We start from the raw sequence: 22,416 nt of genomic DNA, 5'->3' as shown, positions 1-22,416 counted from the left end.
ATTGAAATTTTGACTTTCAAATCAATCTATTCAGCGTATCGAGTAGTAATTTTTGATCGAACGTACTTTTAGTTAAATAAGCATTTGCTCCTGCTTCTGCACCTCGACGTTTATCTTCATCAGAGGCAAGAGTTGTGACGAGAATAATTGGTAACTCCTGGTATTCTTTGTGTTGGCGGATTTTTGCCGCTAGCCCCAAACCATCTAAATTCGGCATTTGTACGTCTGAGATCACAGCATCAAAACTACCTGTCCTCAACTTGTTGAATCCATCTGCCCCATCTACAGTAGCAGTCACGTCATAACCAGCACCCTCTAGCAAGCGCTTGACCTGAGTGCGGATAATAATTGAGTCTTCGACTAACAGCAGTTTTTGCTTGGTTTGTACCTGCTGGAATTCGCTGGTATGTATGGCGACAGGCTTCTTCTGTACGGATTTGAGTAAATCTTGAGGATTGAGAACCATGCAAACTTCACCTGTGCCGAGGATAGTTGCACCAGTTACGTTCCGAATGCGCTTAAGTAATTTACTTTGCGGCTTTAGAACGATATCTTGCCGATCGAGTAGAGCATCTACTAACAACCCAAGGCGATCGCCGCCGACTTGCAGCACGACACAAGGTAGCATTTTGGCAGCAGACTTGAGACTGGGAGCGATCGCGGGCAATTCTAGTAGATCGTCAAGCCAAGCCACAGAGATTGGTTGACCTTCAATGGCGATCGTTTGACTGCCTTCCAAAGCAAAGATATCTTGCCGAGACACGAGTAAGTTTGTCTGTACGAACTCCACTGGCAGTGCGTAGGACATGCGATTAACTTCCACAATTAAAACTTGAGTAGTGGCTAACGTCGTATCTAATTTGATCCGAAACTCACAGCCCATCCCAGGCAAAGATTCGATTTGAATCGTCCCCTTCATTCTTTCGACATTTGCCCGCACCACATCTAAACCAACCCCGCGACCAGAAATTTCTGTCACTGTCGTTCGAGTCGAGAAACCAGGGGCAAAAATCAGTGATTGAATTTGAGCTGTCGTCATGGCTTCCAATTCTTCTTCACGGTGGAGTCCCCGTCGCACTGCTGTGCGTTTAATGCTATCGATATTCAAACCGCGCCCATCGTCTGTAACTTCAATCCCAATACTGCTAGCAGTTTGATACCCTCGCAAGTGGATAGTTGCCGTGCGTGGTTTACCCGAGTTTTCCCGTTCTTGAGGTGTCTCAATACCGTGATCGACTGCATTGCGTAACAGGTGCAGCAATGGGTCTTTCATTTCCTCTAGAATTCGTTTGTCTGCCTTGGTATCTCCGCCTTCAATGACTAGATTAATTTCCTTACCTTGCTGCTTGGCTAAATCTCTGACGAGACGGGGAAAAAGCGCAAACATATTCGATAGAGGTAAAAGGCGTAAAGTCTTGATACCCGATTCTAATTCTCCAGTGACAATATCTAACCGAGCGGTGTCTTCGTAAGCTGTGCTTTTCAGATGGTTAATCAGAGAGCCGAGGCGTTCTAACCGTTGCTCCGACCGATGTTGAAAGTTCTGCAATTGCTTGATGTTGTTGGTTTGTAAGCCACGCTCTATCTTGTCAAACACCGAGCGATGGACAAAAGCATCCCGGCTCCACTCTTCCCAGAGGGTGAGAATTTCTTCAATTTCACCCATGCGTTGAGCAATTCGTAGTTTAGTCACTGTTAACTCACCCGCTTGAGTCATCAATGTATCGAGCTTTTGCGGTTCGACTCGAATCGTATCGATTTGATGATTACTGGTTTGGGCTGTCTCGCTTGCTTCGGCTGCTAGAGCTGGCTGCGGCTTGGCTTTAGCTTCGGGGATGGGTACGGGTTCAGGCTGTTTAACTGGCAGTGATGCAGGTGTAGGGAGAACCTTCGGTAATACAGGAGGTTCGGGCAAGAAGAAATCGTCGTCGAGTAGGTCAAATGATGCAGCGATCGCTTCAGATGGTTTTGTAAAGGACGGTTCGGAGAATAGATCGTCTTCTAAAGCAGTAACGGGCGGTTCGGGAAATAGATCGTTCTCAAATAGCGGGATGTCTGCGGTGGCTACAGGTTCGGTAAATATTGGAGTTTCAGCAGGTAATAGTTCCTCGTCTTCACTTGCAGGACTAGACTGCGCTCCCATCAATCGGGCGAGGACGTAAAAAAGATTGATGCTTGGGGCAACACCCGTAACCGCCTCATGGACGAACTGACGCATGGCATCGAGTCCTTGATAAAGGCGATCGCACAATTCTACGGTTAAGTTGCTCTCACCCCGCTTGACTCCAGCTAGTACTTCTTCAATTTGATGTGTCAGCGTTTCAACACCCTGTACTCCCAGCATTCGAGAGTCTCCTTTGAGAGTGTGAATTTCGCGCAAAAAATCTTCTAATTGCTCGCGATCGCCTGGATGTTTTTCTAAGTGCATTAAGCACTCTTCCAATTTCTGCATCCGTTCGGCACAAGCTGTTTTATATATATCTCTGAGTTCGGGATCGTCTATCATAAAATTGTCAAATTTCTTCGTCTACAACTAAGCTGTTCTTAGATAAAAGCTGAGGTAAGTCAAGCACGGTAAGCATTTTTTCTAAATAGGGGGCATTACCTCTGAGATATTCATCGTTAGCGGAATGTACTGCTACTGGTACTGGGGTCAGATCTGATGGACGGAGATACATCACATCAAAAACTTCATCTACAGGTATTCCGGCGATCGTCTCGTTAAAACTAATGACAATGGCTTTTGAGGTAGTTCGATCGCGATCGAGCGATAAGTTTAAAGCTTGACGGATATCTACTAAAGTGACAATTTCTCCGCGTAAATTCATGTTGCCAACAATACGATCTGGGCAGCATGGAATCTGAGTCACATGACGAATGTTGGTGAATTCTCGCACGATATCTAAATCTAGTCCAAAATATTCATCGTTAAGACCGAAAACTGCTAATGGTATGAGTCCTGTAAAATCAGAACTCTCAGCTTGCCGTCTCAAGTTCTCAGCCCGTTCGCGAAAAATTGCTTTTTCTTGTGGGGTAACTTGTGGATAATATAAATCGTAAAAACTATGCTTATGAATGCTTTCCCGATCGTTTAAATGGTTGAAATGTATTTCTTTCTCTTTTACTTGAGAGCGATCGCCATGAGTTTCTATCTCACCTGAATCGCTGTTTAATACTGGTAAAATATCTTCAACTGAAGCAGAGCAGATGAGTTGCTCTGGGTCTAGCAACATGACCATATCTGCATCTAGCTTAGCAATACTATGAATAAATCGAGCTGTAGACTCTTTGACTCGCCCGTATGAAATATTTGTTTCTATAACTTCAGGACTAATATTTGTGACTTCAGAAACAGAATTAACAATAATACCAATCTGTAAATCTTGCCATTGTAGAACGATAACGCTATCGCTGAGGTGGCAATTCTGCATTTTATATCCTAAACGCATACCGAGATGCATTACGGGTATGAGTTGAAAACGCAAATTGAGAATGCCTACAATATCAGTTGGTGCTTCAATGATAGGATTCAACTCTGGCAGCAGAAAAATTTCTTGTACGAGAGTCGCATCAATTCCATACCGCAAGTCATGCAAGCTGAAAATTAGATAAGGTTTAGTTTCCATTTGCTGTTGTCACTTGAATAATTGACATAGTTATTGATAAATACTGATATTAATAAACTCGTTATTTGAATTTGACACAGAAATATTGCTCGATAGAGCTTGTGAAAAAATGTAACGATTAACTTTGATTAGACAAATCAAACGTAACTGCGTCTTTGTTATTATTAGAGCTAATTCCTAATCCGATATATCTGCCTACTATCTGACGTAACTGTTCTGCATCAAATGGCTTGGTTAAATAGTCGTTAGAACCAGCAAATTTACCCTTAACTTTATCAAAAAAACCGTCTCTTGCTGTCACCATAATAATTGGCAAATCGCGAAACTGAGGAATACTACGCACAGTCCGACAAAGCTCTAAGCCATCTATCTCTGGCATAGAAACATCGAGTAGCAATAGGGAAATTTTTTCGTGATAAATGACGTTTAGAGCATCTACAGCATTACTAGCTAATATAACTTGGCAATAACCCGTCAGCGCTCGTTTGATCAGTTGTTGCATGACAGCACTGTCATCTACAGCTAAAACTGTAGATAAAGAGATTTGAGTTGTATTAGTGTTGTTATTTGCTATATCTAACCAGCCTGCTTGTATCCAATTTACATAAGATTTTGCTATACTTAACGGATCTTTATTCAAACCTTCAGCGATATCCACTAGCGATCGCTGTCCGTTAACCCATTCTTGTAAATGTTTGCGTATATTTGGCTCTGTAATATTAGCTAAAGTATCGGGTTTTAAACTCGGCACTGCATCCATTGACATAATAGTAGGTTTGAAGCTGTACCATTGTTCCTGGCGCTGAGTAATATCTAGCATTAGCTTTGACAATTCAACGCCACGACAAAAATTTAGCTGGTTATGACTATCAAATTGAAACCTACCTGGATATGGTAAAATTTGTTCTACAGTTAATCTCAACTGACTGTAAATAACAGACTCAATTTGTTCCCAGTTATACAGCTGCATTTGCACCAAACGCTCTAGTACATCGCGAAGTGATGCTTCCTCTGGAACTTGGCGCATTGCGAAGGCTACAGCAGAAGCTACCCATTCTCGACTCAGTTTTTGTTCTAACAATTTGACTAAGCCTTGAGCATCTGGAACTGCTTTACCGCCGTAGAGGGTGCGTCCATCTTTCCAAATCAGCACGCGAGATTTTGCCGGCTTTTCTGAATCGACGTGTGCATCTATATACAAAACACCGCTTGCTTGTTTAGCTTGGATATTTTCTAATAGATTAGATAATTCCTGTGCTTGATACTGATTAGGCGACATAGTTTGCTTAGCCGTGAAAGTTGTGTAGCAAGAGAAACAGCACAGCTCGCTCGAATTGTCATCTAAATATGAAGCGCTTTTTGCTATATTGCTGCGTTTTTAGTATGGCAAACAGCAAAAAGTAATTGTATCGGTAGCAATACCGAATTATAAAGATAAGATAAGGTTTTTCAGTGTTATTACAGTATTTTAATAACTCAAATTTTCATCAAGACTTAAAAAATGTGTGACTCAAAAATACTGTTAAAATCAGTAATTTATACAAAACTGTAACTTCTGTAACTCTTTATGGGTGCATTTTGCTACTAATGTTAAAAGCGACTTCAAATTCTCATTATTTTGTCTATTAACTCAAGACAATTGACAAGCGACACATACTTAATCATGAAGCAGAATAAGATTGCCAAGCCTGCCAAAAAACATAGATTGATAATATGCCCAAAAATAGACGAAACACAAAACTAACTATTCGATCTGGTAGCTTAGGTAAAACGCGAGTACTAATTTGCGCCCCCAATAAACCACCACAACCTAATAGTAAACCTGGTATAAATAATACATTACCTGTTACGGTATGACCGACAGTTGCAGAGATAGCTGTAATTACAATTACACCTAAACTCGTCTGAATTGCAACTTTGATTTCTTCTTTTAAAAGTAACATTTGAAGCGGAACCATAATCACCCCTCCACCTACACCAAATAATCCAGCGAGAATACCTGCTGTTCCTCCGGTGAAAAGTCGAGCAGGTAAAGGATTAAATTGCGTCTCTGTCGAAGTCTGTTTAGTCGTGAGGTGCTGGCGCAAGTTAACTAAATAAATATTGATGAGTAATAAAATACCAAAAGCCAGTAGCAGGATGTATGGTTGAATGCGACTAGCCACATACACGCCAATTTGTGAAGTTACAACCGCAGGAAATCCTAGCAAGCTCACCCGCTTCCAGTTAAAGTAACCCATGCGCCAGTTTTGGATACTACCAGAAATAGAAGTGACTAAAATTGCCAAGCTGCTCGTAGCAACTGCTTGTATGGGTGCGTAACCTAGAGTAACTAGTAAGGGAACGAGAACAGTACCACCACCGATACCTAATAATCCGGCAAGAATACCAGAAAATAAGCCACCAGTAGCTAAGATTAGCCAGTTTTCCCTCATTATCTGTTGCTCCTACGTTCTAAAAGCGATCGCCTTTATGCTCGCCTTTGCGGTTGTAGGTTGTATTATATTGCTAAAGTCTGTTTAATTTTAGTAATTAGTTCATTTGCTAAGACTCGATCGTAAGGTTCGATCGCACTTGTGGGAGATAGTTTTTTCAGAAGTTCTAAGGCTGTAGCTAGCATTTTGTTGGCTCGCTGGCGATCGCCTGCTTTTTCATAAAGCGAGCCTAATTCTAGATAGGCAGCTATAGATTCAGGAGTAAGATAAATAATCTTTTTTAAGAATATTTTTGCTTGTTCTAAATCTCCTTGTTCCTCAGCAATTCGCGCTAATAGAAAATAAGGTTTTTCAGATAAATTGTCGAGCTGTGTGGCTTGCTGACAGTAGTGAGTTGCGCGTTCGTAATTACCGAGGTTTGCCCAGGATTGAGCAATTAAATAATAAGCTTCAAAAGATTGAGGATGTTGATAAATCAGTGTTTGAGCTGCTTGGATAGCTCTGCTATATTCTCCTGCTTGAAAGAGTGTTTTTGCTGTGGCGAGATCGGAGGTAAATTGAGAGACGATCGCAGGTAAGGCAACAGGCGATCGCGGTGATATTGGCTTCGGTTTTAGAACGTCATTTTTAGGATAACTGAGTTTGAATTCTATTGGCTGATAAGATATAGGTTTACGAAGAGTTTCGGTAATTTCTGCTTGTTTATTTAAGCTTTGAATGGAGGCGAAATCTGGTATATTTTTCGCTTCGGTTGATGTGTTTTGCCGTTGATAGACTATAGATTCTGTAAAAGCCTTAAGTTGAAATTTACTGAGATTTTGTCCTGAAAGTTCTGTATGACCGACAATTAAATATCCATTCGGTCTGAGGGTTTGATAAAACTTCTCGATGACGGTAGCGATCGCATTAAAACTAAAATAAATAAAGACATTACGGCAAATAATAATATCCATATCGTGGATATTGAGAGTTGAACTAGGGAAGGAATCTTGCAACAAATTACTACACCGAAATTTCACCATACGGCGAATTTTTGGATCGAGTTCCCAACCGAGTTTGCGTTGTTGAAAATAGTGCTTCTGAATTTGAGGATCTACTTGACGGAAAGACCAAGGTTCATAAATGCCTCGTTGTGCTTTTTCAATTGCTTCTAAATTAATATCGGTTCCAAATATAAAAACTTCCCAGTCGCTGAGATCGGAAATGAGTTCTTTGACTAAAATTGCAATAGAATAAGGTTCTTGACCGCTGGAGCATCCTGCACTCCAAATTCTCAGACTTGGCTTTTGTGTTAAAGAATGAAGACAAGCCTTTCTTTTACTCTCGATCAACTCAGGTAAAATTTGATGCTTGAGTAGCTTAAAATGTCCTTGGTCGCGAAAAAAATAAGTTTCGCCAACTGTTAATAAACCGAGTAGCTCTTGCCATTCTCTTTCGCTACTGGAGTCGATCGCTTCCAGCTTCGATTGCTCAGTCGATCTTAGTAATAGTTGATAGTACTTTTCTGGAGCATCCAGTTTCAAAACCTTCATCCGTGTCTCTAGTTTTTGACAAAGCTCCTGGCGATCTTGCGGGCGAATTTGCAAACCCGTACGTGCAGAAATCAGTTGGATAAAGTTTTGTACTGTTGTCTCATTCATTTCTAGGGAGCTGAGGGGTAAGGGATAGAATAGTCGATCGCTGTTAATTGCTTACCTCCAGTATTCCCATCTGTAGAAGCTAATCTCACACGAGCATTTGACTATGGGTAATGCATCTAGGTAAATTTCTAGAGAACGTGCAGTAAGGGCGATCGCAGGAGATTGAAATGCAGATTTTACCTATCAAGCGCTTGGATCGGGAGTTAATCGAGCGAATTGCTACTCAAGCGCGTCAAAGTCCGCGCTTGCGCCAGACTTATAGCTTTCATGATGGATCGGAAAAAGTACAGCGCTTTGTAAATATTCTCCAGCCTGGTACTTATGTTCGTCCGCACCGTCACTGTCGCGATGGTGGGATAAACGGGTTTGAGTTCTTTCTAGTTTGCCAAGGTGCGCTAGGAATGTTAGTTATGAACGATCGAGGTGAGATTGTCACGACAGAACTTGTTAGTGCTAGTGGTGCAGTGTGGGGACTTGAACTTCCTGAAGCAACTTACCATACAGCAATTGCTCTAGCTCCAGATACGATAATTTTGGAACTGAAAGAAGGACCCTACAACTCCAGTACGGATAAAGAATTTTTAGAGGAGTTCCCGGCTGAAGGCACGGATGCAGCTCAGCAGTTAGTAGCCACCTGGGAGACATATTTTGAGTAGAAACGCGATCGCGTTTCTACTCATACGACTTGGTAAACAAAGCTCAGACTTGCCCAGTCGTTGACATCAAGAGCGTAAGTATCTGAAGAAGGGCTAACAGCGTCATTGCTGGCGCTAGCAGTGATGCGTGGAGGGGCGATCGCACTAGCATCCTGTAAATCTTTCATGACAGCTTGAATCACGTCCAAGGGATTGGATAAAACTCCAATGTGTTCTGGCTCGTCGAGATCCCGATCGGTATTTGCCAAGACTGCTAAGGTTTGCGTAAAGCTGGCACTACTAAAAATCAGTTGATGCTCTGCCAACCCAGATGGTTTGTGAATCATCCAGGTAGAATTAGCTGTGGATTGCGGTACGATCGCCGTCTCTCCTGGCGCAATTTCTATATCCTCAAGAATTGGCTTAGAATTAGACTCGTTATTATCGGTAGGTAATTGAGAAGAGTAAAGGGCGATCGCGCTTTTGCTGCTATCTAAGCCCAGTAAGAGTAAATGCACCGGGCGATCGCCGTTATTCTGGACTCGATATTGAATGCGGCTACCGATTGGTATAGCAGGAATAGTATCGGGGGAAGTCGGAAGTTGTTTTTTGAGTTTTCCGATAAGAGTCGGTGATTCTTCTTGTGGCGATCGCAGGGTTTCCCGTTGCATTAACACTCTGTTTTCGGGATCGAGCATTTCCAAAGTTGCTTTGACGTTGAGGTGAGAAGAACCATCGTTGGTTGTCAGCCGCCAAATTTTAGCAGCTAAGAGAATTTGTAGCTTAGGTGACAACCGTTGCACGGCAACTTTTACCGCTTCGCCGAATTCTCCGGCTGTATTGGGGATCGGTTGGCGATCGAGTGTAAATAAACCGTAGCGAGATGCAGGCGAACCAGCATTTGCGACAATTGGTGTTTCTGCCGATTTCGGCGGGGGAACTAAACCAAATACATAATCTGCTAATTGTTCGCTCGTCGTAGCAAGGGACACGAAAGGCATAGCAGCAAATGCACTGGTAGCATCTACCCGTTCGATGCGTTCTAGGCTCGGATCGAGAGCAATAATCAAGCGAAGATTACGGGGTAAAACTCTGACGGCTTCTTGTACTAACTGTCCGACTTGCGGAGAATCATTGCCAGAAGCACCCACGACTTGAGCTTTGGCAATTAATCCATTCCGCGATCGCACTTGTAGTTGAATGGTTGTTGGTTGTTGGTTGTTGGTTGTTGCTTCCCCTACTCCCTGCTCCCTACTCCCTACTCCCTGCTCTAAAGCAGGAACCAAATTTAATTTAGAGCCAGCCTCGTAGTAGGCAAGAACTGTAGGTGGTAGTCCTGCCAGCCATAACTGAGCGCTCTTTTTGTCTTCTTCTACAGCCATGACAACACCATCAGCACTTATGCTGGGTTCCTGACTGAGGTAGTCAGTGAGAGTGGACTGAGGATTTTTTTGACTGTTGACTTGTGGCTGCTGCTCGTTACCTACTAATTGCTCTACTGTGCCACTGACACGACTGAGACTGACTTGTACTGTTGTCGCTGGAGTCGCTTCCCAGAGGTGTTGAGTTAAGGCATAGGTAAACAGTCCGGCGCTAAAACCATTCCAAGCTGTCTCAATAGCACTTTGGGTAGGACTAGCTGCGGCGATCGCAACACCAGGAATATTTGCAGTTGGTGTAGGTTTAATTGAAGCATCTATACTTCCGCAAATAATCCGATCTAAAACGCCTTGGCAAAGGAAGTCTTGCTGAAGCTGTTGTTGAAAAGCAAGTTCGGCTGCGCTTACTTGTCCTGGAAGCGTTTGCGGAAAAGAGCGCACGCGCAAGTTAGCTGGAAGAATCTTAACAGGAGTGCCAAAACTCGTATCGAGAAAAGTTGCAATTTGTCTAGTCGGCAGCGATCGCAACAGCAGCCATAAAGTCTCATCTAGAAGATCTTCACCATCAGCGCAAACTAAACTATTGACAGGAAATTGATTGTTGGTTGTCTCGAATTCCGAATTCCGAATTCCGAATTCCGAATTCAAAACCCGCCGCCCGTAGCCGCTAAAGTGAAAAACAACGGTATCCCCAGTTTTGGTTTGCTGCGTGAGATGTTCTAGGAAAGCAGCTTCAACTTGTTTTCGAGTGGCTTGTCGATCGGTAAGGGTAAGAATATCAGCTGGATTGAACCCAAATCGGTGAACGAGCAGTTCTCTTTGTAGTGCCACATCTGTTAGGCAACCGCCCAAAGACAAAGTAGCGGGATATTGGTTAATCCCTACCAAGAGAGCTAATTTCCGTCCCGTTGGCTGGGCGAGTGCATGGGCATAGCGATCGCCTATTCGCAGCCACCCAGCATCAACCACACCCAATGTTGCGATCGCTTGAGCTAATCGTCTCAGAAAATCTCGCCGCTTCATTTTAGCTATCAGCTACTACTGGTTTCACCAGCTACCAGCCTATCAATAAACTAGGGAGTCAGTTATTAGTTATCAGCAAGAGAGTGACTAGTGACTGGTGACTAGATGAAGAATTCTACTACTAGCTACTAGATGTAATGACACACAAGGTTAGTTCAAAATTATGCTTATTAAATGCTTTTGGGCAGAGGAGCAAGTTCGGCTAACGTCATGTGTCAATCCAACTAGCCACCAACCACTCACATATGACCAATTAAATCTCATATTGGGTAATATTCATGGCTTTAGCTAGTTCTGCTGCAATTTCCGGTCGGGAGAATTCTGGTGGTGGCAATTCACCCCGCCGCAACATTTCCCTGACTTTTGTTCCCGATAAGTGAATTCGTTCTTCGGGTCGAGAAGGGCTGGTTTTGGTAGTTGCCATTTGCAGAGTCCGCTTGCAGTAGAAGGCGTGTTCAAATTTTAATGGCATAATTCCTAATTCTTTTGGCTCAAACTCGTCAAAAATATGTTGAGCGTCATACGTACCGTAGTAGTCTCCTACTCCAGCATGATCGCGTCCGACAATGAAGTGGGTGCAGCCGTAGTTTTTGCGGATGAGAGCATGAAAAATTGCTTCCCGTGGACCCGCGTAGCGCATGGAAGCAGGATTGATTGCTAGAATGACTCTGCTTTCAGGGAAGTAAAATTCCAACATGAGTTTGTAGCACTGCATCCGCACTTCGGCAGAGATATCATCACTTTTTGTTACCCCTACTAATGGGTGTAGGAATAAACCATCAACAATTTCGAGGGCGCACTTGATAATATATTCGTGCGCTCTATGGATGGGGTTACGTGTTTGAAAACCAACGACTGTGCGCCAACCTTTTTCTCTAAAAAGTTCGCGGGATTTGGCTAGATCGATTTGATAGTCGGGAAATAAAGGGTGTGGATCGCGGTGTAACAACCAAATGGAACCCGCTAGGTTAACTTCACCTTGGTTGTAAACAACGGCTACGCCAGGATGTGCTTCGTCATCGGTGCGGTAAACGCTGACTGCTTCACGGATTTTGTCATAACGGTACTTTTGTGATAGTTCTAAAACTCCAATAAAGCGATCGCTTTTATCGTCTAGCCGGACTAAGCTACCTTCTTTCAGTGGTGCTGCAACTTCTTCACTGACAGAGAGAGTAATGGGAATTGACCAAGGTAGACCGTTACTCAGGCGCATATTGTCAACGACTGACTGATAGTCTGCTTGTGCCATAAATCCAGTCAAGGGACTGAATGCACCAATTGCAATCATTTGCAAATCGGAAACTGCCCGTTCGTCTAACTGGACTCTAGGCAGAAAATCAGCCTTGTCTAGGAATTCTAGACGCTGTGCGTGGTTGGCAATGCGGTTAATTAATTGTCCGCCGTGGGGAGCAATACCATCTATGCGATCGCTCGTCATATCTTTAAATTTTGTTTAGATCTTGGCTGCAAGCATTTATAGTACCAAGATTATGTATCTTGCTACAAAGCGATTGGCTAGAAGTCAAAAGTTAAAAGTCAAAATTCTTTTTGAATTCTCCCCACCACACTCTACACCCTCTTTCCTACACCCTAACACCCTGCTCCCTACTCCCTGCTCCCTTCTTACTGAGAACAGCGATCGCACCATTCTTGATAGAGCTTTTGTTTTTCTGGACTGTCTACGACAATTTCAACCCGAATTTGCTGACATCCATGTTGGCGTTCGCGGGCGATCGCGTTTAATAATAAACTGGCAACTTTAGGCGAATCAAATCTACCTGTTACTGTCAATTCACCTACACTTTGGTTTTTTACACCAACATCCCAGGAATTCAATTTGCGATCGGCAAGAGTTTCTTGTCCTAAATTAATTTCAGCTATTTGCTTGTGTTCTGGATTAACCTGTTCTACAATCAGCTTCTCATACCGTACTGGTACTTCTACCATCCGCGTTTCTATTTCTTTGCGGACAATAACTTCGCCAACTTTACGTTTTTTTCGCTCTACTACTACTCTTTCTGCTAGTAATTTAATAATCTCTTCTGTTGATATGTCTTGAGATGAACTCAATTGGGTGTTAGCTTGGTTGTCTATTTCGCTGGTCATAGGTACTGATAGTTCCGGTGGTACAACTTCCAATTGCCTTACTAAAGGTTCGCTAGTAGCAACTTCTAAGCGATCGCCTATCATCATTATGTCTTGACTGCTACTTGAATGCAGTTCTCGGTCAGATTCTTGAGTGACTCGCTCTATTTCTTCAGGTACAAATGTAAAATCGACTGCTACAACTTTATCTGCTACTTCAATTTTTCGTATTTGCTTACTGTTGATTTGCAAGTTTGAAGCTAAGTTCCCGACCTTAGAAAAAACGATCAATTGTAACTGCTGTTGACGATCTACAATGATATCCTTTACTATGCCAATTCGATCTCCTTGCAAATTTACGACGAAGAAATTTTTTAACTTCTTTCTGAGTTTTTCCACCAAGAAATTGAAATGGCTGCGATCGGACGTTGGATATATCATTTTAGAACACCTATTTCAAAACTTATTAAAATTTATTTGTATTGCAAATATGATGATTTCTATAAAATACGTATTAACTCTGGTTATAAATGAAAGGTATGTTCCTAATATGGTAGGAAAGAGCTTTTTAATGCGATCGCGAGAAAGATAAAATTCAAAAAAGACGTTGTGAAAAAGTACAGACAGTGCGTGATTTCCGCTCTGTCTGTACTTACTTTTAAGAAGTAGCGATCCCTACTTCCAGTATGTCTTAAATGCGATCGCGGTTTTCATCAACTGGTAAGTTGCCAGTATTTACATCCAACTCTTCGCGGCGGATTGTTTCTTCGGCGTTAACAGTTTGATGATCTACGACCTTCTTCACTTTAACTTCTTCGCGTACGAACGCTTCTTTACGGATTTCAGGCGTTTCTTCATAAACTTCCATCCGTGCTACTTCTCCCTCACGGAAGTCTACTTCGCCAGGTGCTACAGGTCTACCAGCATCCGTCGGTGTCACGCGCTCGATGACGACTCGCTCTTTTTCTACGGGTACTGCAACTCTCTCTGTTTCAATCTCTACATGCTTGCCAATTGTAACTTCCCCGGTCTTGACGCGACGCTTGTTGGCAATCAACCTTTCTTCATAGAGTTTGAGACTCTGGTGGTTCTGCTCGTTAAGATTGTACAAGTCTGAATCGTGGTCGTCATACTTGTACGTATCGCGATTGTAGCTAGCAGCAGCTGCTGTGTAGCCTGTATTAGAAGGAGATGGATCTAGCGGTGCAGTTGCATCAAGTGGTGCAGTTGCATCAAGTGTAGCCTCACGCTCGACTGGAGCAGCTGCGGTTGAACCCATCGTACCCATCGTACCCATTGTACCCATCGTACTTGCTGTACCATAATTTGGGGTACGATATACTCCTCTGACTCTCTCTTCGTAATCGTAATCGACTAAATCGTGCTCGTTATACTCTGGTAAATTCTCTGCTTGTTCGCGAGTCAAACCAGTTACATATATCCGGTCTGCATTGTAATCAATTCTGGCGCGACCCATTGGCAACAGAACTTTTTTGCCAAAAATCCAAAAACCTAAATCTACTATAAAATAGCGGAAGCGCCCTTCTTCATCTACTAAAATGTCACTAACTGAGCCGATCTTTTCGTCATTTTCTGAATATACAGAGTAACCTTTCATATCGCGATCATCAAAGCTGCTGCGATAATCAGGGTCGAAATCTGAGATTTTATGCAAAGCCATAATTTGTTTTCTCCCGCTTCAATTTGTTCTATACTAGAAAACAATTTTTCACTTCATCATCTCCCAAATGAAATATTCAATTTTATCCTGAGAATGAGTTATTTCTACGGGCAGTCCGCAATTAGATAAGCGTTGGTTCGTTTCCTTTAGTTTTTTATAGAAAAGAAAGAAAGACAAATCTACCACGGAGGCGACTTGTAGATTTTTTCTGCTACTTACGTTAAAGCTATACTCATAACATTTCCTCTGGCTATTGAAGGATATTGTTTAAAGACCATACTTCTATGGATAGATTGTTCGGCATTACTTATATATTTTGATTTAGTAGGGTGGGCGTTGCCCACCCGATCGTAAATTGGCAACTAGTAATGGTAAGAGCAGACTAATCGCGATCGCGCATCCGGTTAACTAGATCTACGTCTAACTGACCTTTAACTGTCACATCTAGTTCTTGATGGCGCACTGTTTCTGTTGCTTCTAGAATATCTTGTTCTATTACTTTTTTAACTTTGATTTCCTCTCTGACAAAAGCTTCTTTATAAATTTCTGGCGTTTCTGCGTGCAGTTCTACCCGCGCAACTTCTCCCTCAGCAAACATAGGTACGTCGGCAGCAACTATATTGGTATCTGAGGCAGGCAATCTCTCAATGACCAATCGCTCTTTAGTAATTGGCACTTCTACCCGTTCTATTTCTGTTTCAACAAGTTTGCCGATCGCAACTTCTCCAGCTTTAACGCGCTTCTTATTAGCTATTAGTCTTTCTTCATAAAGTTTAAAAGTCAGGTGATTTTGCTCGTTTAAATTATATAAAGATGCATCTTGTTGATAGTTGTACGTCTCCCGCTCGGAGCCGATACCCTGCTCGTTAGTTACACGATAAACATTGCGTACTCGTTCTTCGTAGTCATAGTCAACGGCATAGCGATCGCTATATTCTGGCAATCGTGCCACTTGTGCGTAACTCAAATCGTTGACGTAAATTCGTCGTCGGTCATAATCAATTCGAGCGAGTCCAATTGGAATTAATATTTGCTTTCCTGTCGCATCAAAACGATAATCAATGACTAGATAACGAAATCGACCTTCATTATCGAGTAGTGCGTCAGTCACCGTGCCAACTTTTTGTCCTTCTTCTGTGTAGACTTCCAACCGTTTGACATCATCCCCATCAAAAATCTGTTGATAATTAGGATCGAAGTCTACAAGCGTGTGCAGTGGCATACTTATACTTCAGTATAGTAAAGGGATGATAATAGATTAAAAGCGCCTGGTTTTAGGTTCATCCAGCTGGCGACTGACATCTGAACTGTTGCTGGACGTATATTTTCAGATAGGTAACGCTCGATTTTCTGAGCTGCTCGGTAAGACAATGTTTAACGATTCATGGTTGAAGTTATTGCAGCAAAATAGAGCGATCGCTGTGATCCGTGCCAATAAAATTGAGCTAGGTTGTCAAATGGCAAAAGCGGTAGCAGCAGGAGGAATGCAGTTAATCGAAGTTACTTGGAATAGCGATCGCCCCGCCGAGTTGATTTCGCAACTGCGTCGCGAGTTACCTGCTTGTACAATTGGTACGGGAACGATTCTAACTCTAGAACAACTACAACAGGCGATCGCCTCTGGAGCGCAATTTCTCTTCACTCCCCATGTCGATTCTGTCTTAATTCAAGCTGCTGTAGCTCGGGGTATACCGATCGTACCAGGGGCGCTCTCTCCCACAGAAATTGTAACGGCGTGGATGGTGGGAGCCAGTTGCGTTAAAGTGTTTCCCGTGCAAGCACTAGGAGGCGTTAGCTATATTAAGAACCTACAAGCACCGTTGGGAAACATTCCTTTAATTCCTACAGGTGGAGTGTCGTTAGAAAATGCTAAAGAATTTATTGCAGCGGGTGCGATCGCGGTAGGCTTATCCGGTCAGTTATTTCCCAAAAGTTATATTGAAGCAGAAAATTGGGAGGCGATCGCGCAATTGGCTAAAACTCTCATGTTAGGAGTCGGGAGTCGGGAGTCGGGAGTCGGGAGTCGGGGAGAAGAGAGCTGAGGAAGCGCAAGGTTGCTGAGGGAGCAACTACCGATTACCAATTACCAAGTATTGTCTACTGTCCATTCACAAATTCTAGATAAGTATGACTCAACTCCTTCACCGCTAACTCATAGAACTGCTTTCCGTGTTCGGGGGTTGCTAAGGCGGGATCGGAACCCATTCTGCCATCAGGATAACGACGGCGGAAATCTTCTGCACCGTAAATTTTATATCCTCTCCCCACTTCTGGCGATAGAGGCGCTTGTTTGATTGCTTCTGGATAAACGTACTGGGTGAGTGCAACTTCGCTGGGCGTAGCGTGAGAGCCTTCTTTGTCGCCGTATAATTCTTTTGCTAGCTGGTAGACAGAGCCGCACATAAACCAGTTACCCAGGTAGCACTTGACGTTACCAGCATTAGGTAGGTTGAGGTCGGCTAAATGAGCGTAGGTTTCGGAAAATGCTGCTTTTAGGGTAGCAATGTTACCACCATGACCGTTGATAAAGAAGAATTTAGTAAATCTAGCCTTTGCTAGACAAGTCACGTATTCTTTCACCACCTGAATCATCGTGCTGGGTCGCAGGCTCATAGAACCAGGAAAAGCAGTGTGGTGCAGTGCCATTCCAATGTTGATTGTAGGTGCAACCAGTGCTTGCGTCGCCTCTCCAACTCCTTTAGCGATCGCTTCTGCACAAATCGTATCCGTTCCAATCAGTCCTGTAGGTCCATGTTGCTCTGTAGAACCAATTGGCATAATTACACCTTGGGAATGCTCTAGATATGCTTCTACTTCCAGCCAGGTACTCAGATGCAATAACATGACTTACTCAGATAGCAATACTCTTCTTTGATTATGAGCGATCCATAAGTTTTATGTTATGTACTTTGGATCGTGGAAGTATTCTCAATTACCTTCGTACATCAAAAACTGGTATACCTGAAACTTAGCAGTTTTCGATCGCCGATCAAATCTATCAAATTTCTTTAACTGACTCGTTACGATTTGGGTGGCTTTTACTTTCTGTCCGCTATCACCCTTGCCACTGTTTGCTCGATCGCGAGAACTCTCTAATTTTCACGCGCTTATCTAGCCTGCTATTGACATCTACTGGTTGTTTGTACAATTTTTTCATCAGTAGTGTAACTAACTATTAAACATTCTAATCGCAGTCTGATATTTTCTCAGTTTTTGGTTTTTGTGTTGAGTTGACGCCCCAGCATCCCCAGCTCCTTTCCCGCTTGGAACTCAGCAAGAGATGGAGGTCGCCTACTGCTGTAGACATGGCTTAGGCGTTTATTGCCAATTACCTCCGTCTATACCCCAATGGTGCTTGAGCAATTCCTTGTATGTGGCTTCGCGCATGACCATTTGACGATATAACTTCACCAGGAAGTCTTGTGCCTGTTCTCGATCCATCTTCTCTACCTGAGTTTCAAACGAGCGGATGTTGAATTGCTGTTCGAGTGAGAGTTCAATTGGGTGACTCATAAGTTAACTCCTAAAAACAAACGTAGTGACTGAGTTGCTTCTAGCTCGGCTTCGCGGAAGCTTTGCTTGAGTATAACAGCAGTTGTTTCTCTATGTATTAACAAATTTAACAACTGCTTGACAAGATGCGCTACTTCTTATTGGGTATACATATTAAATCAAAAGGCAGAATCTCGATTTCGGTAGATTTGAGGAAATTTATCGATACTTTTAACAAGTTCTGTCACAGAAAAATGCTCAGACTGAACAAAAATAAGTAGTTATACTTATAGGCAGACCTAAATCAGCGGCTTGGGAAGTCAAAAGGCAGGAATTGTCGGGGCGGGTTTTGACCAAAAATTTCCAGTTGTGGCGATCGATCGATTTTCTAAACCCGCCCGTACAGAAGTCATGTATTCAAAACGTTTATGTTTGCTGGGGATCGAGGTTCTAGCAATCTGCGGCGAGTCGGCGAAATGTATAGCAGGTTGCATATCTCAATCTTTGCGGTATGGCAGGCGATCGCCATCTCACTTGCGAACGAAACAAAATAGGGTGCGTTGTGTAACACACCCCATTGGTCATTGGTCATTGGTCAGGAGCCAGGAGCCAGAATAATCTAATTTCTCCTCTGCCCCGCTGCCCCTCTGCACCTGAAGCTCTTTTCCCTGCTCCCTACTCCCTACTCCTTGCTCCCTAACTTAAAACATTTTGTCGTAGCGATCGAGGCGCATCAACAGGCGAATCAGAGAAAATCCAGTTCCGGCGGCGATCGCCCCAGGGATCAATGCTAACCAAGCAAATTGACTAATCAATAGAATTGTTGCCGAAATCGTGAAGGAACTGACAATTAGAGCGTAAGTAATGGCGACTTGGACGCTACTCTGTCGCCGCAACAAGCGTTCTGTTTCAATTGACCGTACCCGCACGCGCAAATCTCCTCGTTCCAGTTTTTCGAGGGTGTCTTCTAAGCGTCTTGGTAAGCCGAAAGCGGTACTACCCACTTGGGCAGCTTGACGACTTAATTCGTTCAAGAAGCTATTGCCATCAACAGAACCATTACCATCAGTCATAAGCTGGAATGCAAAAGGTTTAGCAACTTCCATAAAGTTGAACTCAGGGTCTAAGCCCTTGCCGACCCCTTCAAGAGTAGAAAAAGCCCGCATGACGAACGTAAAAGTAGCCGGAAAGCGAAATGGCTGACCGTAGGCAATTTCATAAAGATCGTCGCTAATCGCACTCACCGATTGATTTTCAAACGGCTTATCCATGAAATTGTCCAGCATAAACTGCACCGATCGCCGGACTGGACCCATATCATCTGTAGGTGCTAAAGCGCCCAGTTCTACTAAAGATGCAACCACGCGACCGCCATCTTTTTGCGCAATGCCAAACAGAGTTTCCATTAACTGTTCGCGCACGTTTGCCTTAATTCGCCCCATCATGCCAAAATCATAAAAAATCAGCGACCCTTCGGGACTGACAGCGATATTACCTGGGTGCGGGTCGGCGTGGAAGAAGCCATTATGTAGTAACTGATGTAAATAGGCTTCTGCTCCTTGTCTAGCTATTAACTTCCGGTCTAAGCCAGCGGCTTCTATCGCTTCATAGTGGCTGATCTTGATTCCTGGTGCGTATTCTAGAGTTAAAACCTGTGGGGAAGTGTAACGCCAGTAAATTCGAGGGACTTTAACCCAATCGTATTCGCGAAAATTGCGGCGAAACGTATCGGCATTGCGACCTTCATTTAAATAATCGATTTCTTCCCAAAGAATGCGACAACACTCTTCATATATTCCCAGCCAATCGCGACCGCGCCCCCAGTCGGGATGATTTTGAAAGTAGCGTGTAATACCTTTGAGAATCGCTAGGTCAATTTCAAACAGTTTTTTTAATCCAGGGCGTTGTATTTTGACAACAACCTCCTCACCCGATCGCAATTTAGCTTTATGGACTTGACCTAAACTCGCCGCTGCTAGAGGTATTGGCTCAAAACTATGAAACAATTCGGGAATCTTTTTGCCTAATTCTCGTTCTACCGTTGTTTCTACTTGCTCGTAGCCAAAGGCAGGAACCCGATCCTGGAGCTTTGCGAGTTCCTCGACATATTCGCCAGGAAATAGATCGGCGCGGGTAGAGAATAGCTGTCCGACTTTGATAAAGGTCGGACCCAGATCCAATAAAGTATTGCGAATCCAGATTGCCTGTTTTTTGCGCCTAGCAATCTTTCTAGCTTCAGTTACGCCGCCTGGATAGCTCCAAGCTTTTCCATCTAGCCACAATCCAAACAGTAGCGTCAGGACAAACATCCAAATGTCTACGAACCGTCGTTGGCGCGAGTAATTTTCGCGGTTCCAACGATAGGACTTATTCGTGTAAGTCTTCTCCATGCGATCGGCGTAACTTGTAATTTGGGCGGAGTCGGCAGAAAAAACAGACACTGAGCGAGCAGTAAGGGGTAAGGGGTAAGAGATGTTGTTAGAGGGAGTTGCTGCGATAGCGTTGTAATTCAGCCCGCAGTAAGGCAATTTCAGCCCGCATATCGTCGATTGTTGCCTGCAAGTCGGCGGGTTGCGAGTTTTGAGGCACTATCTCCGTAGTACTTCTACCTACAGTCGATACTTCCATTTCCCGCTCTGCTCGCTCCGTTACCTGTTCGGTAAATTGCCGCAGTTGCTCTCTTGCTTCAGCATCAAATTTACCTAATTCGCTTAGAGCATCGGTCAATGCATTTTCTAACTTTTCGCTGACAATTTCAGCTGCTGCCCTACCGACAAAGAAGGCATGAACCAGAGGATTACTCATAGCTACAAATTTCTACACAATTGCCATCCGCAAAGATTATAACTTGCTGGCTCGCTCTAATGCTTGTACCTTTTGTGAGGTGTAAGGAGTTAGAGATGGGAAATGCGCTCGGTAATACGGTCTCAGCAGCGAATTGCAGCCAGTCTTTCCTCATCAGTAACCCCCGACTGTGCGCCAACTCGTTAGTCTGCTGGCTTGCTTTTCATTATCCATAGTTTAGTTCCGCGAACGACTCGTAATGCTAATGCGATCGGCTAATTGTCTTAACTTTTGTTCTAAACTGGGATCGCTATCCTTGAGCTGAGAAATTTTCTCACAACTATACAATACGGTGGTATGGTCTTTTCCGCCGAATTCTTCGCCAATTCTCGGTAAACTCAAATCTGTATACTGTCGCATTAAATACATGCCAATTTGTCGCGCCCAACTAATTTCTCTGCGCCGTGAATTGCCTTTCAAATCTTCAATCGAGATATCATAAACGTCGGCGACGACCATCATCACTGATTCAGCTGAAGCAGCTACTTTTTCTATGCCTGGGTTTAAAACTGGTCGAAGATTTTCCACTGTCATAGATAAGCCAGAAATAGAAATATAAGCGACAGCACGAATCAAAGCTCCTTCTAATTCTCTAATATTAGAAGTATAATTTGAGGCAATATACTCAATCACGTTTCTGGGCAGACGCATATTTTCATACTCTGCCTTTTTTTGTAAAATTGCCATTCTAGTTTCAAAATCTGGCGGCTGAATATCAGCAATCAATCCCATTGAGAATCGAGAACACAAGCGAGCCTGCAACTTGGGAATTTGGTTTGGCGGACGGTCTGATGCTAGAACGACTTGTTTTCCCGCTTCATGCAGCGTATTAAATGTATGAAAAAATTCTTCTTGCGTGTACTCTTTACCTTCAATAAATTGAATATCATCGACTAATAAAATATCGGCAGCACGATAATGCTCTCGAAAACTCTGCATACTATCTTTGCGGATCGAAGCAATCAGATCGTTCGTGAATTGCTCGGTAGAAACGTAGAAAATTTTAGAATTTGCGTCAATTTCTAAGCGATAGTGACCGATCGCCTGCATCAGATGAGTTTTTCCTAACCCCACGCCGCCACATAAAAATAGCGGGTTGAATTCTCGCCCTGGGGATTCCGCCACTGCCAAAGCCGCAGCATGAGCCATCCGACTGTTAGAACCGACGACAAATCGAGAAAATACATACTTTTGATTCAGGTCTGGCGGCTTCACATTGTTGCTAGGAGAAGCTTTTGGGGTGGTATCGTTACTCGGAGACGACCGAGCAACTTCTGACTCGGCAAAACGCACGGATTCATCTCCCTGAGCCACGGTAACGTGAATTTCTACAGGATAGCCGAGAATATCTTGGACTGTATCGGCAATTGTTTTGATGTAGCGCTTTTGCAACCAATTCCGATGAAATGCATTGGGAGTGCAAATTGTCAAGGAGTTATCCTCAAGCCGCTCAGCATTGGCAGTTTTAATCCAGGATTCAAAAGAAGGTCTGCTTAACTGGAGTTGCAATCGCTCCAGTACTTGAGTCCAAAGATTATCGGGGGAAAGATCCACCTTGTACCACCTCTGCTGTTAG

Annotated in this window: 18 protein-coding genes; 2 read left to right on the top strand and 16 right to left on the bottom strand. The window is 43.4% G+C overall.

All coding sequences use genetic code 11. The annotated features are described in order from the left end of the window. Window positions 1–16: 16 nt before the first annotated feature. The 5 genes from H6G17_RS20945 to H6G17_RS20925 form a co-directional block, all read right to left on the bottom strand. Complete coding sequence (locus H6G17_RS20945) at window positions 17–2,506, bottom strand: hybrid sensor histidine kinase/response regulator (protein WP_192160488.1); 2,490 nt, start codon at window positions 2,504–2,506, stop codon at window positions 17–19. Between the two features lie 7 nt (window positions 2,507–2,513). Further along, window positions 2,514–3,626 carry a chemotaxis protein CheW gene (locus tag H6G17_RS20940; RefSeq protein WP_192160486.1) on the bottom strand — a complete coding sequence of 371 codons (1,113 nt, stop codon included), beginning with the start codon at window positions 3,624–3,626 and terminating at the stop codon, window positions 2,514–2,516. A gap of 118 nt (window positions 3,627–3,744) precedes the next feature. After that, window positions 3,745–4,905, bottom strand: a complete 1,161-nt coding sequence (locus H6G17_RS20935) for a response regulator (RefSeq protein ID WP_192160484.1) — start codon at window positions 4,903–4,905, stop codon at window positions 3,745–3,747. Window positions 4,906–5,287: 382 nt separating this feature from the next. After that, window positions 5,288–6,061: a sulfite exporter TauE/SafE family protein gene (locus H6G17_RS20930; RefSeq protein WP_192160482.1), complete on the bottom strand. Its 774-nt coding sequence runs from the start codon at window positions 6,059–6,061 to the stop codon at window positions 5,288–5,290. Between the two features lie 65 nt (window positions 6,062–6,126). Next, window positions 6,127–7,701, bottom strand: coding sequence for a protein-glutamate O-methyltransferase CheR (locus tag H6G17_RS20925; protein WP_192160480.1), 1,575 nt, complete (start codon window positions 7,699–7,701; stop codon window positions 6,127–6,129). A 167-nt stretch (window positions 7,702–7,868) separates the two neighbouring features. Here H6G17_RS20925 and H6G17_RS20920 point away from each other — a divergent pair, with 167 nt between their 5' ends. Next, complete coding sequence (locus tag H6G17_RS20920; protein WP_192160478.1) at window positions 7,869–8,357, top strand: WbuC family cupin fold metalloprotein; 489 nt, start codon at window positions 7,869–7,871, stop codon at window positions 8,355–8,357. Between the two features lie 20 nt (window positions 8,358–8,377). On the opposite strand, the gene H6G17_RS20915 is transcribed toward H6G17_RS20920, so the two are convergent. From H6G17_RS20915 to H6G17_RS20895, 5 genes are all read right to left on the bottom strand, one after another. Next, the gene (locus H6G17_RS20915) at window positions 8,378–10,738 is read right to left on the bottom strand and encodes a caspase family protein (protein ID WP_192160476.1); all 2,361 of its coding nucleotides are present in this window, start codon (window positions 10,736–10,738) and stop codon (window positions 8,378–8,380) included. Window positions 10,739–10,991: 253 nt separating this feature from the next. Further along, window positions 10,992–12,176, bottom strand: coding sequence for a sulfate adenylyltransferase (gene sat, locus H6G17_RS20910; protein WP_192160474.1), 1,185 nt, complete (start codon window positions 12,174–12,176; stop codon window positions 10,992–10,994). A 185-nt stretch (window positions 12,177–12,361) separates the two neighbouring features. Continuing rightward, a complete protein-coding gene (locus H6G17_RS20905) occupies window positions 12,362–13,264 on the bottom strand; it encodes a DUF2382 domain-containing protein (protein WP_192160472.1) in 903 nt (300 codons plus the stop codon). Between the two features lie 250 nt (window positions 13,265–13,514). Then, complete coding sequence (locus H6G17_RS20900; protein WP_192160470.1) at window positions 13,515–14,504, bottom strand: DUF2382 domain-containing protein; 990 nt, start codon at window positions 14,502–14,504, stop codon at window positions 13,515–13,517. A 382-nt stretch (window positions 14,505–14,886) separates the two neighbouring features. Beyond that, window positions 14,887–15,726 carry a DUF2382 domain-containing protein gene (locus H6G17_RS20895; protein WP_192160468.1) on the bottom strand — a complete coding sequence of 280 codons (840 nt, stop codon included), beginning with the start codon at window positions 15,724–15,726 and terminating at the stop codon, window positions 14,887–14,889. 148 nt (window positions 15,727–15,874) lie between these two features. Between H6G17_RS20895 and H6G17_RS20890 the strand changes: the two genes are divergently transcribed. Further along, window positions 15,875–16,546 (top strand): bifunctional 4-hydroxy-2-oxoglutarate aldolase/2-dehydro-3-deoxy-phosphogluconate aldolase, encoded by a 672-nt coding sequence (locus H6G17_RS20890; RefSeq protein WP_192160466.1) that lies wholly within the window; start codon window positions 15,875–15,877, stop codon window positions 16,544–16,546. 55 nt (window positions 16,547–16,601) lie between these two features. Here the strand turns inward: H6G17_RS20890 and H6G17_RS20885 are convergent, their stop codons facing one another. The 6 genes from H6G17_RS20885 to dnaA all read right to left on the bottom strand — a co-directional run bounded on the left by H6G17_RS20885 (window position 16,602) and on the right by dnaA (window position 22,394). Further along, a complete protein-coding gene (locus tag H6G17_RS20885; protein WP_192160464.1) occupies window positions 16,602–17,348 on the bottom strand; it encodes a creatininase family protein in 747 nt (248 codons plus the stop codon). Window positions 17,349–17,822: 474 nt separating this feature from the next. After that, the gene (locus H6G17_RS20880) at window positions 17,823–18,017 is read right to left on the bottom strand and encodes an NblA/ycf18 family protein (RefSeq protein WP_015152113.1); all 195 of its coding nucleotides are present in this window, start codon (window positions 18,015–18,017) and stop codon (window positions 17,823–17,825) included. A gap of 299 nt (window positions 18,018–18,316) precedes the next feature. Further along, a complete protein-coding gene (locus H6G17_RS20875) occupies window positions 18,317–18,490 on the bottom strand; it encodes a hypothetical protein (RefSeq protein ID WP_192160462.1) in 174 nt (57 codons plus the stop codon). 207 nt (window positions 18,491–18,697) lie between these two features. Further along, window positions 18,698–20,386, bottom strand: coding sequence for an AarF/ABC1/UbiB kinase family protein (locus H6G17_RS20870; protein WP_041462299.1), 1,689 nt, complete (start codon window positions 20,384–20,386; stop codon window positions 18,698–18,700). Between the two features lie 88 nt (window positions 20,387–20,474). Then, window positions 20,475–20,801 carry a DUF6825 family protein gene (locus tag H6G17_RS20865; RefSeq protein ID WP_192160460.1) on the bottom strand — a complete coding sequence of 109 codons (327 nt, stop codon included), beginning with the start codon at window positions 20,799–20,801 and terminating at the stop codon, window positions 20,475–20,477. Window positions 20,802–21,017: 216 nt separating this feature from the next. Further along, window positions 21,018–22,394: a chromosomal replication initiator protein DnaA gene (gene dnaA / locus H6G17_RS20860; RefSeq protein WP_192160458.1), complete on the bottom strand. Its 1,377-nt coding sequence runs from the start codon at window positions 22,392–22,394 to the stop codon at window positions 21,018–21,020. Window positions 22,395–22,416 lie beyond the last annotated feature (22 nt).

The sequence above is a fragment of the Chroococcidiopsis sp. [FACHB-1243] genome, assembly GCF_014696895.1.
Lineage (GTDB): Bacteria > Cyanobacteriota > Cyanobacteriia > Cyanobacteriales > Chroococcidiopsidaceae > Chroococcidiopsis.
This window is presented reverse-complemented; position numbering and strand designations above follow the sequence as displayed.

What these genes read in the sequence shown, in the direction of transcription:
- H6G17_RS20875 (WP_192160462.1), bottom strand. Translation starts at nt 18,490, where the DNA reads ATGCAACCTGCTATACATTTCGCCGACTCGCCGCAGATTGCTAGAACC.
- H6G17_RS20900 (WP_192160470.1), bottom strand. Translation starts at nt 14,504, where the DNA reads ATGGCTTTGCATAAAATCTCAGATTTCGACCCTGATTATCGCAGCAGC.
- H6G17_RS20940 (WP_192160486.1), bottom strand. Translation starts at nt 3,626, where the DNA reads ATGGAAACTAAACCTTATCTAATTTTCAGCTTGCATGACTTGCGGTAT.
- H6G17_RS20905 (WP_192160472.1), bottom strand. Translation starts at nt 13,264, where the DNA reads ATGATATATCCAACGTCCGATCGCAGCCATTTCAATTTCTTGGTGGAA.
- H6G17_RS20890 (WP_192160466.1), top strand. Translation starts at nt 15,875, where the DNA reads ATGTTTAACGATTCATGGTTGAAGTTATTGCAGCAAAATAGAGCGATC.
- H6G17_RS20895 (WP_192160468.1), bottom strand. Translation starts at nt 15,726, where the DNA reads ATGCCACTGCACACGCTTGTAGACTTCGATCCTAATTATCAACAGATT.
- H6G17_RS20925 (WP_192160480.1), bottom strand. Translation starts at nt 7,701, where the DNA reads ATGAATGAGACAACAGTACAAAACTTTATCCAACTGATTTCTGCACGT.
- H6G17_RS20920 (WP_192160478.1), top strand. Translation starts at nt 7,869, where the DNA reads ATGCAGATTTTACCTATCAAGCGCTTGGATCGGGAGTTAATCGAGCGA.
- H6G17_RS20945 (WP_192160488.1), bottom strand. Translation starts at nt 2,506, where the DNA reads ATGATAGACGATCCCGAACTCAGAGATATATATAAAACAGCTTGTGCC.
- H6G17_RS20935 (WP_192160484.1), bottom strand. Translation starts at nt 4,905, where the DNA reads ATGTCGCCTAATCAGTATCAAGCACAGGAATTATCTAATCTATTAGAA.
- H6G17_RS20930 (WP_192160482.1), bottom strand. Translation starts at nt 6,061, where the DNA reads ATGAGGGAAAACTGGCTAATCTTAGCTACTGGTGGCTTATTTTCTGGT.
- H6G17_RS20865 (WP_192160460.1), bottom strand. Translation starts at nt 20,801, where the DNA reads ATGAGTAATCCTCTGGTTCATGCCTTCTTTGTCGGTAGGGCAGCAGCT.
- H6G17_RS20870 (WP_041462299.1), bottom strand. Translation starts at nt 20,386, where the DNA reads ATGGAGAAGACTTACACGAATAAGTCCTATCGTTGGAACCGCGAAAAT.
- H6G17_RS20880 (WP_015152113.1), bottom strand. Translation starts at nt 18,017, where the DNA reads ATGAGTCACCCAATTGAACTCTCACTCGAACAGCAATTCAACATCCGC.
- sat (WP_192160474.1), bottom strand. Translation starts at nt 12,176, where the DNA reads ATGACGAGCGATCGCATAGATGGTATTGCTCCCCACGGCGGACAATTA.
- H6G17_RS20915 (WP_192160476.1), bottom strand. Translation starts at nt 10,738, where the DNA reads ATGAAGCGGCGAGATTTTCTGAGACGATTAGCTCAAGCGATCGCAACA.
- H6G17_RS20885 (WP_192160464.1), bottom strand. Translation starts at nt 17,348, where the DNA reads ATGTTATTGCATCTGAGTACCTGGCTGGAAGTAGAAGCATATCTAGAG.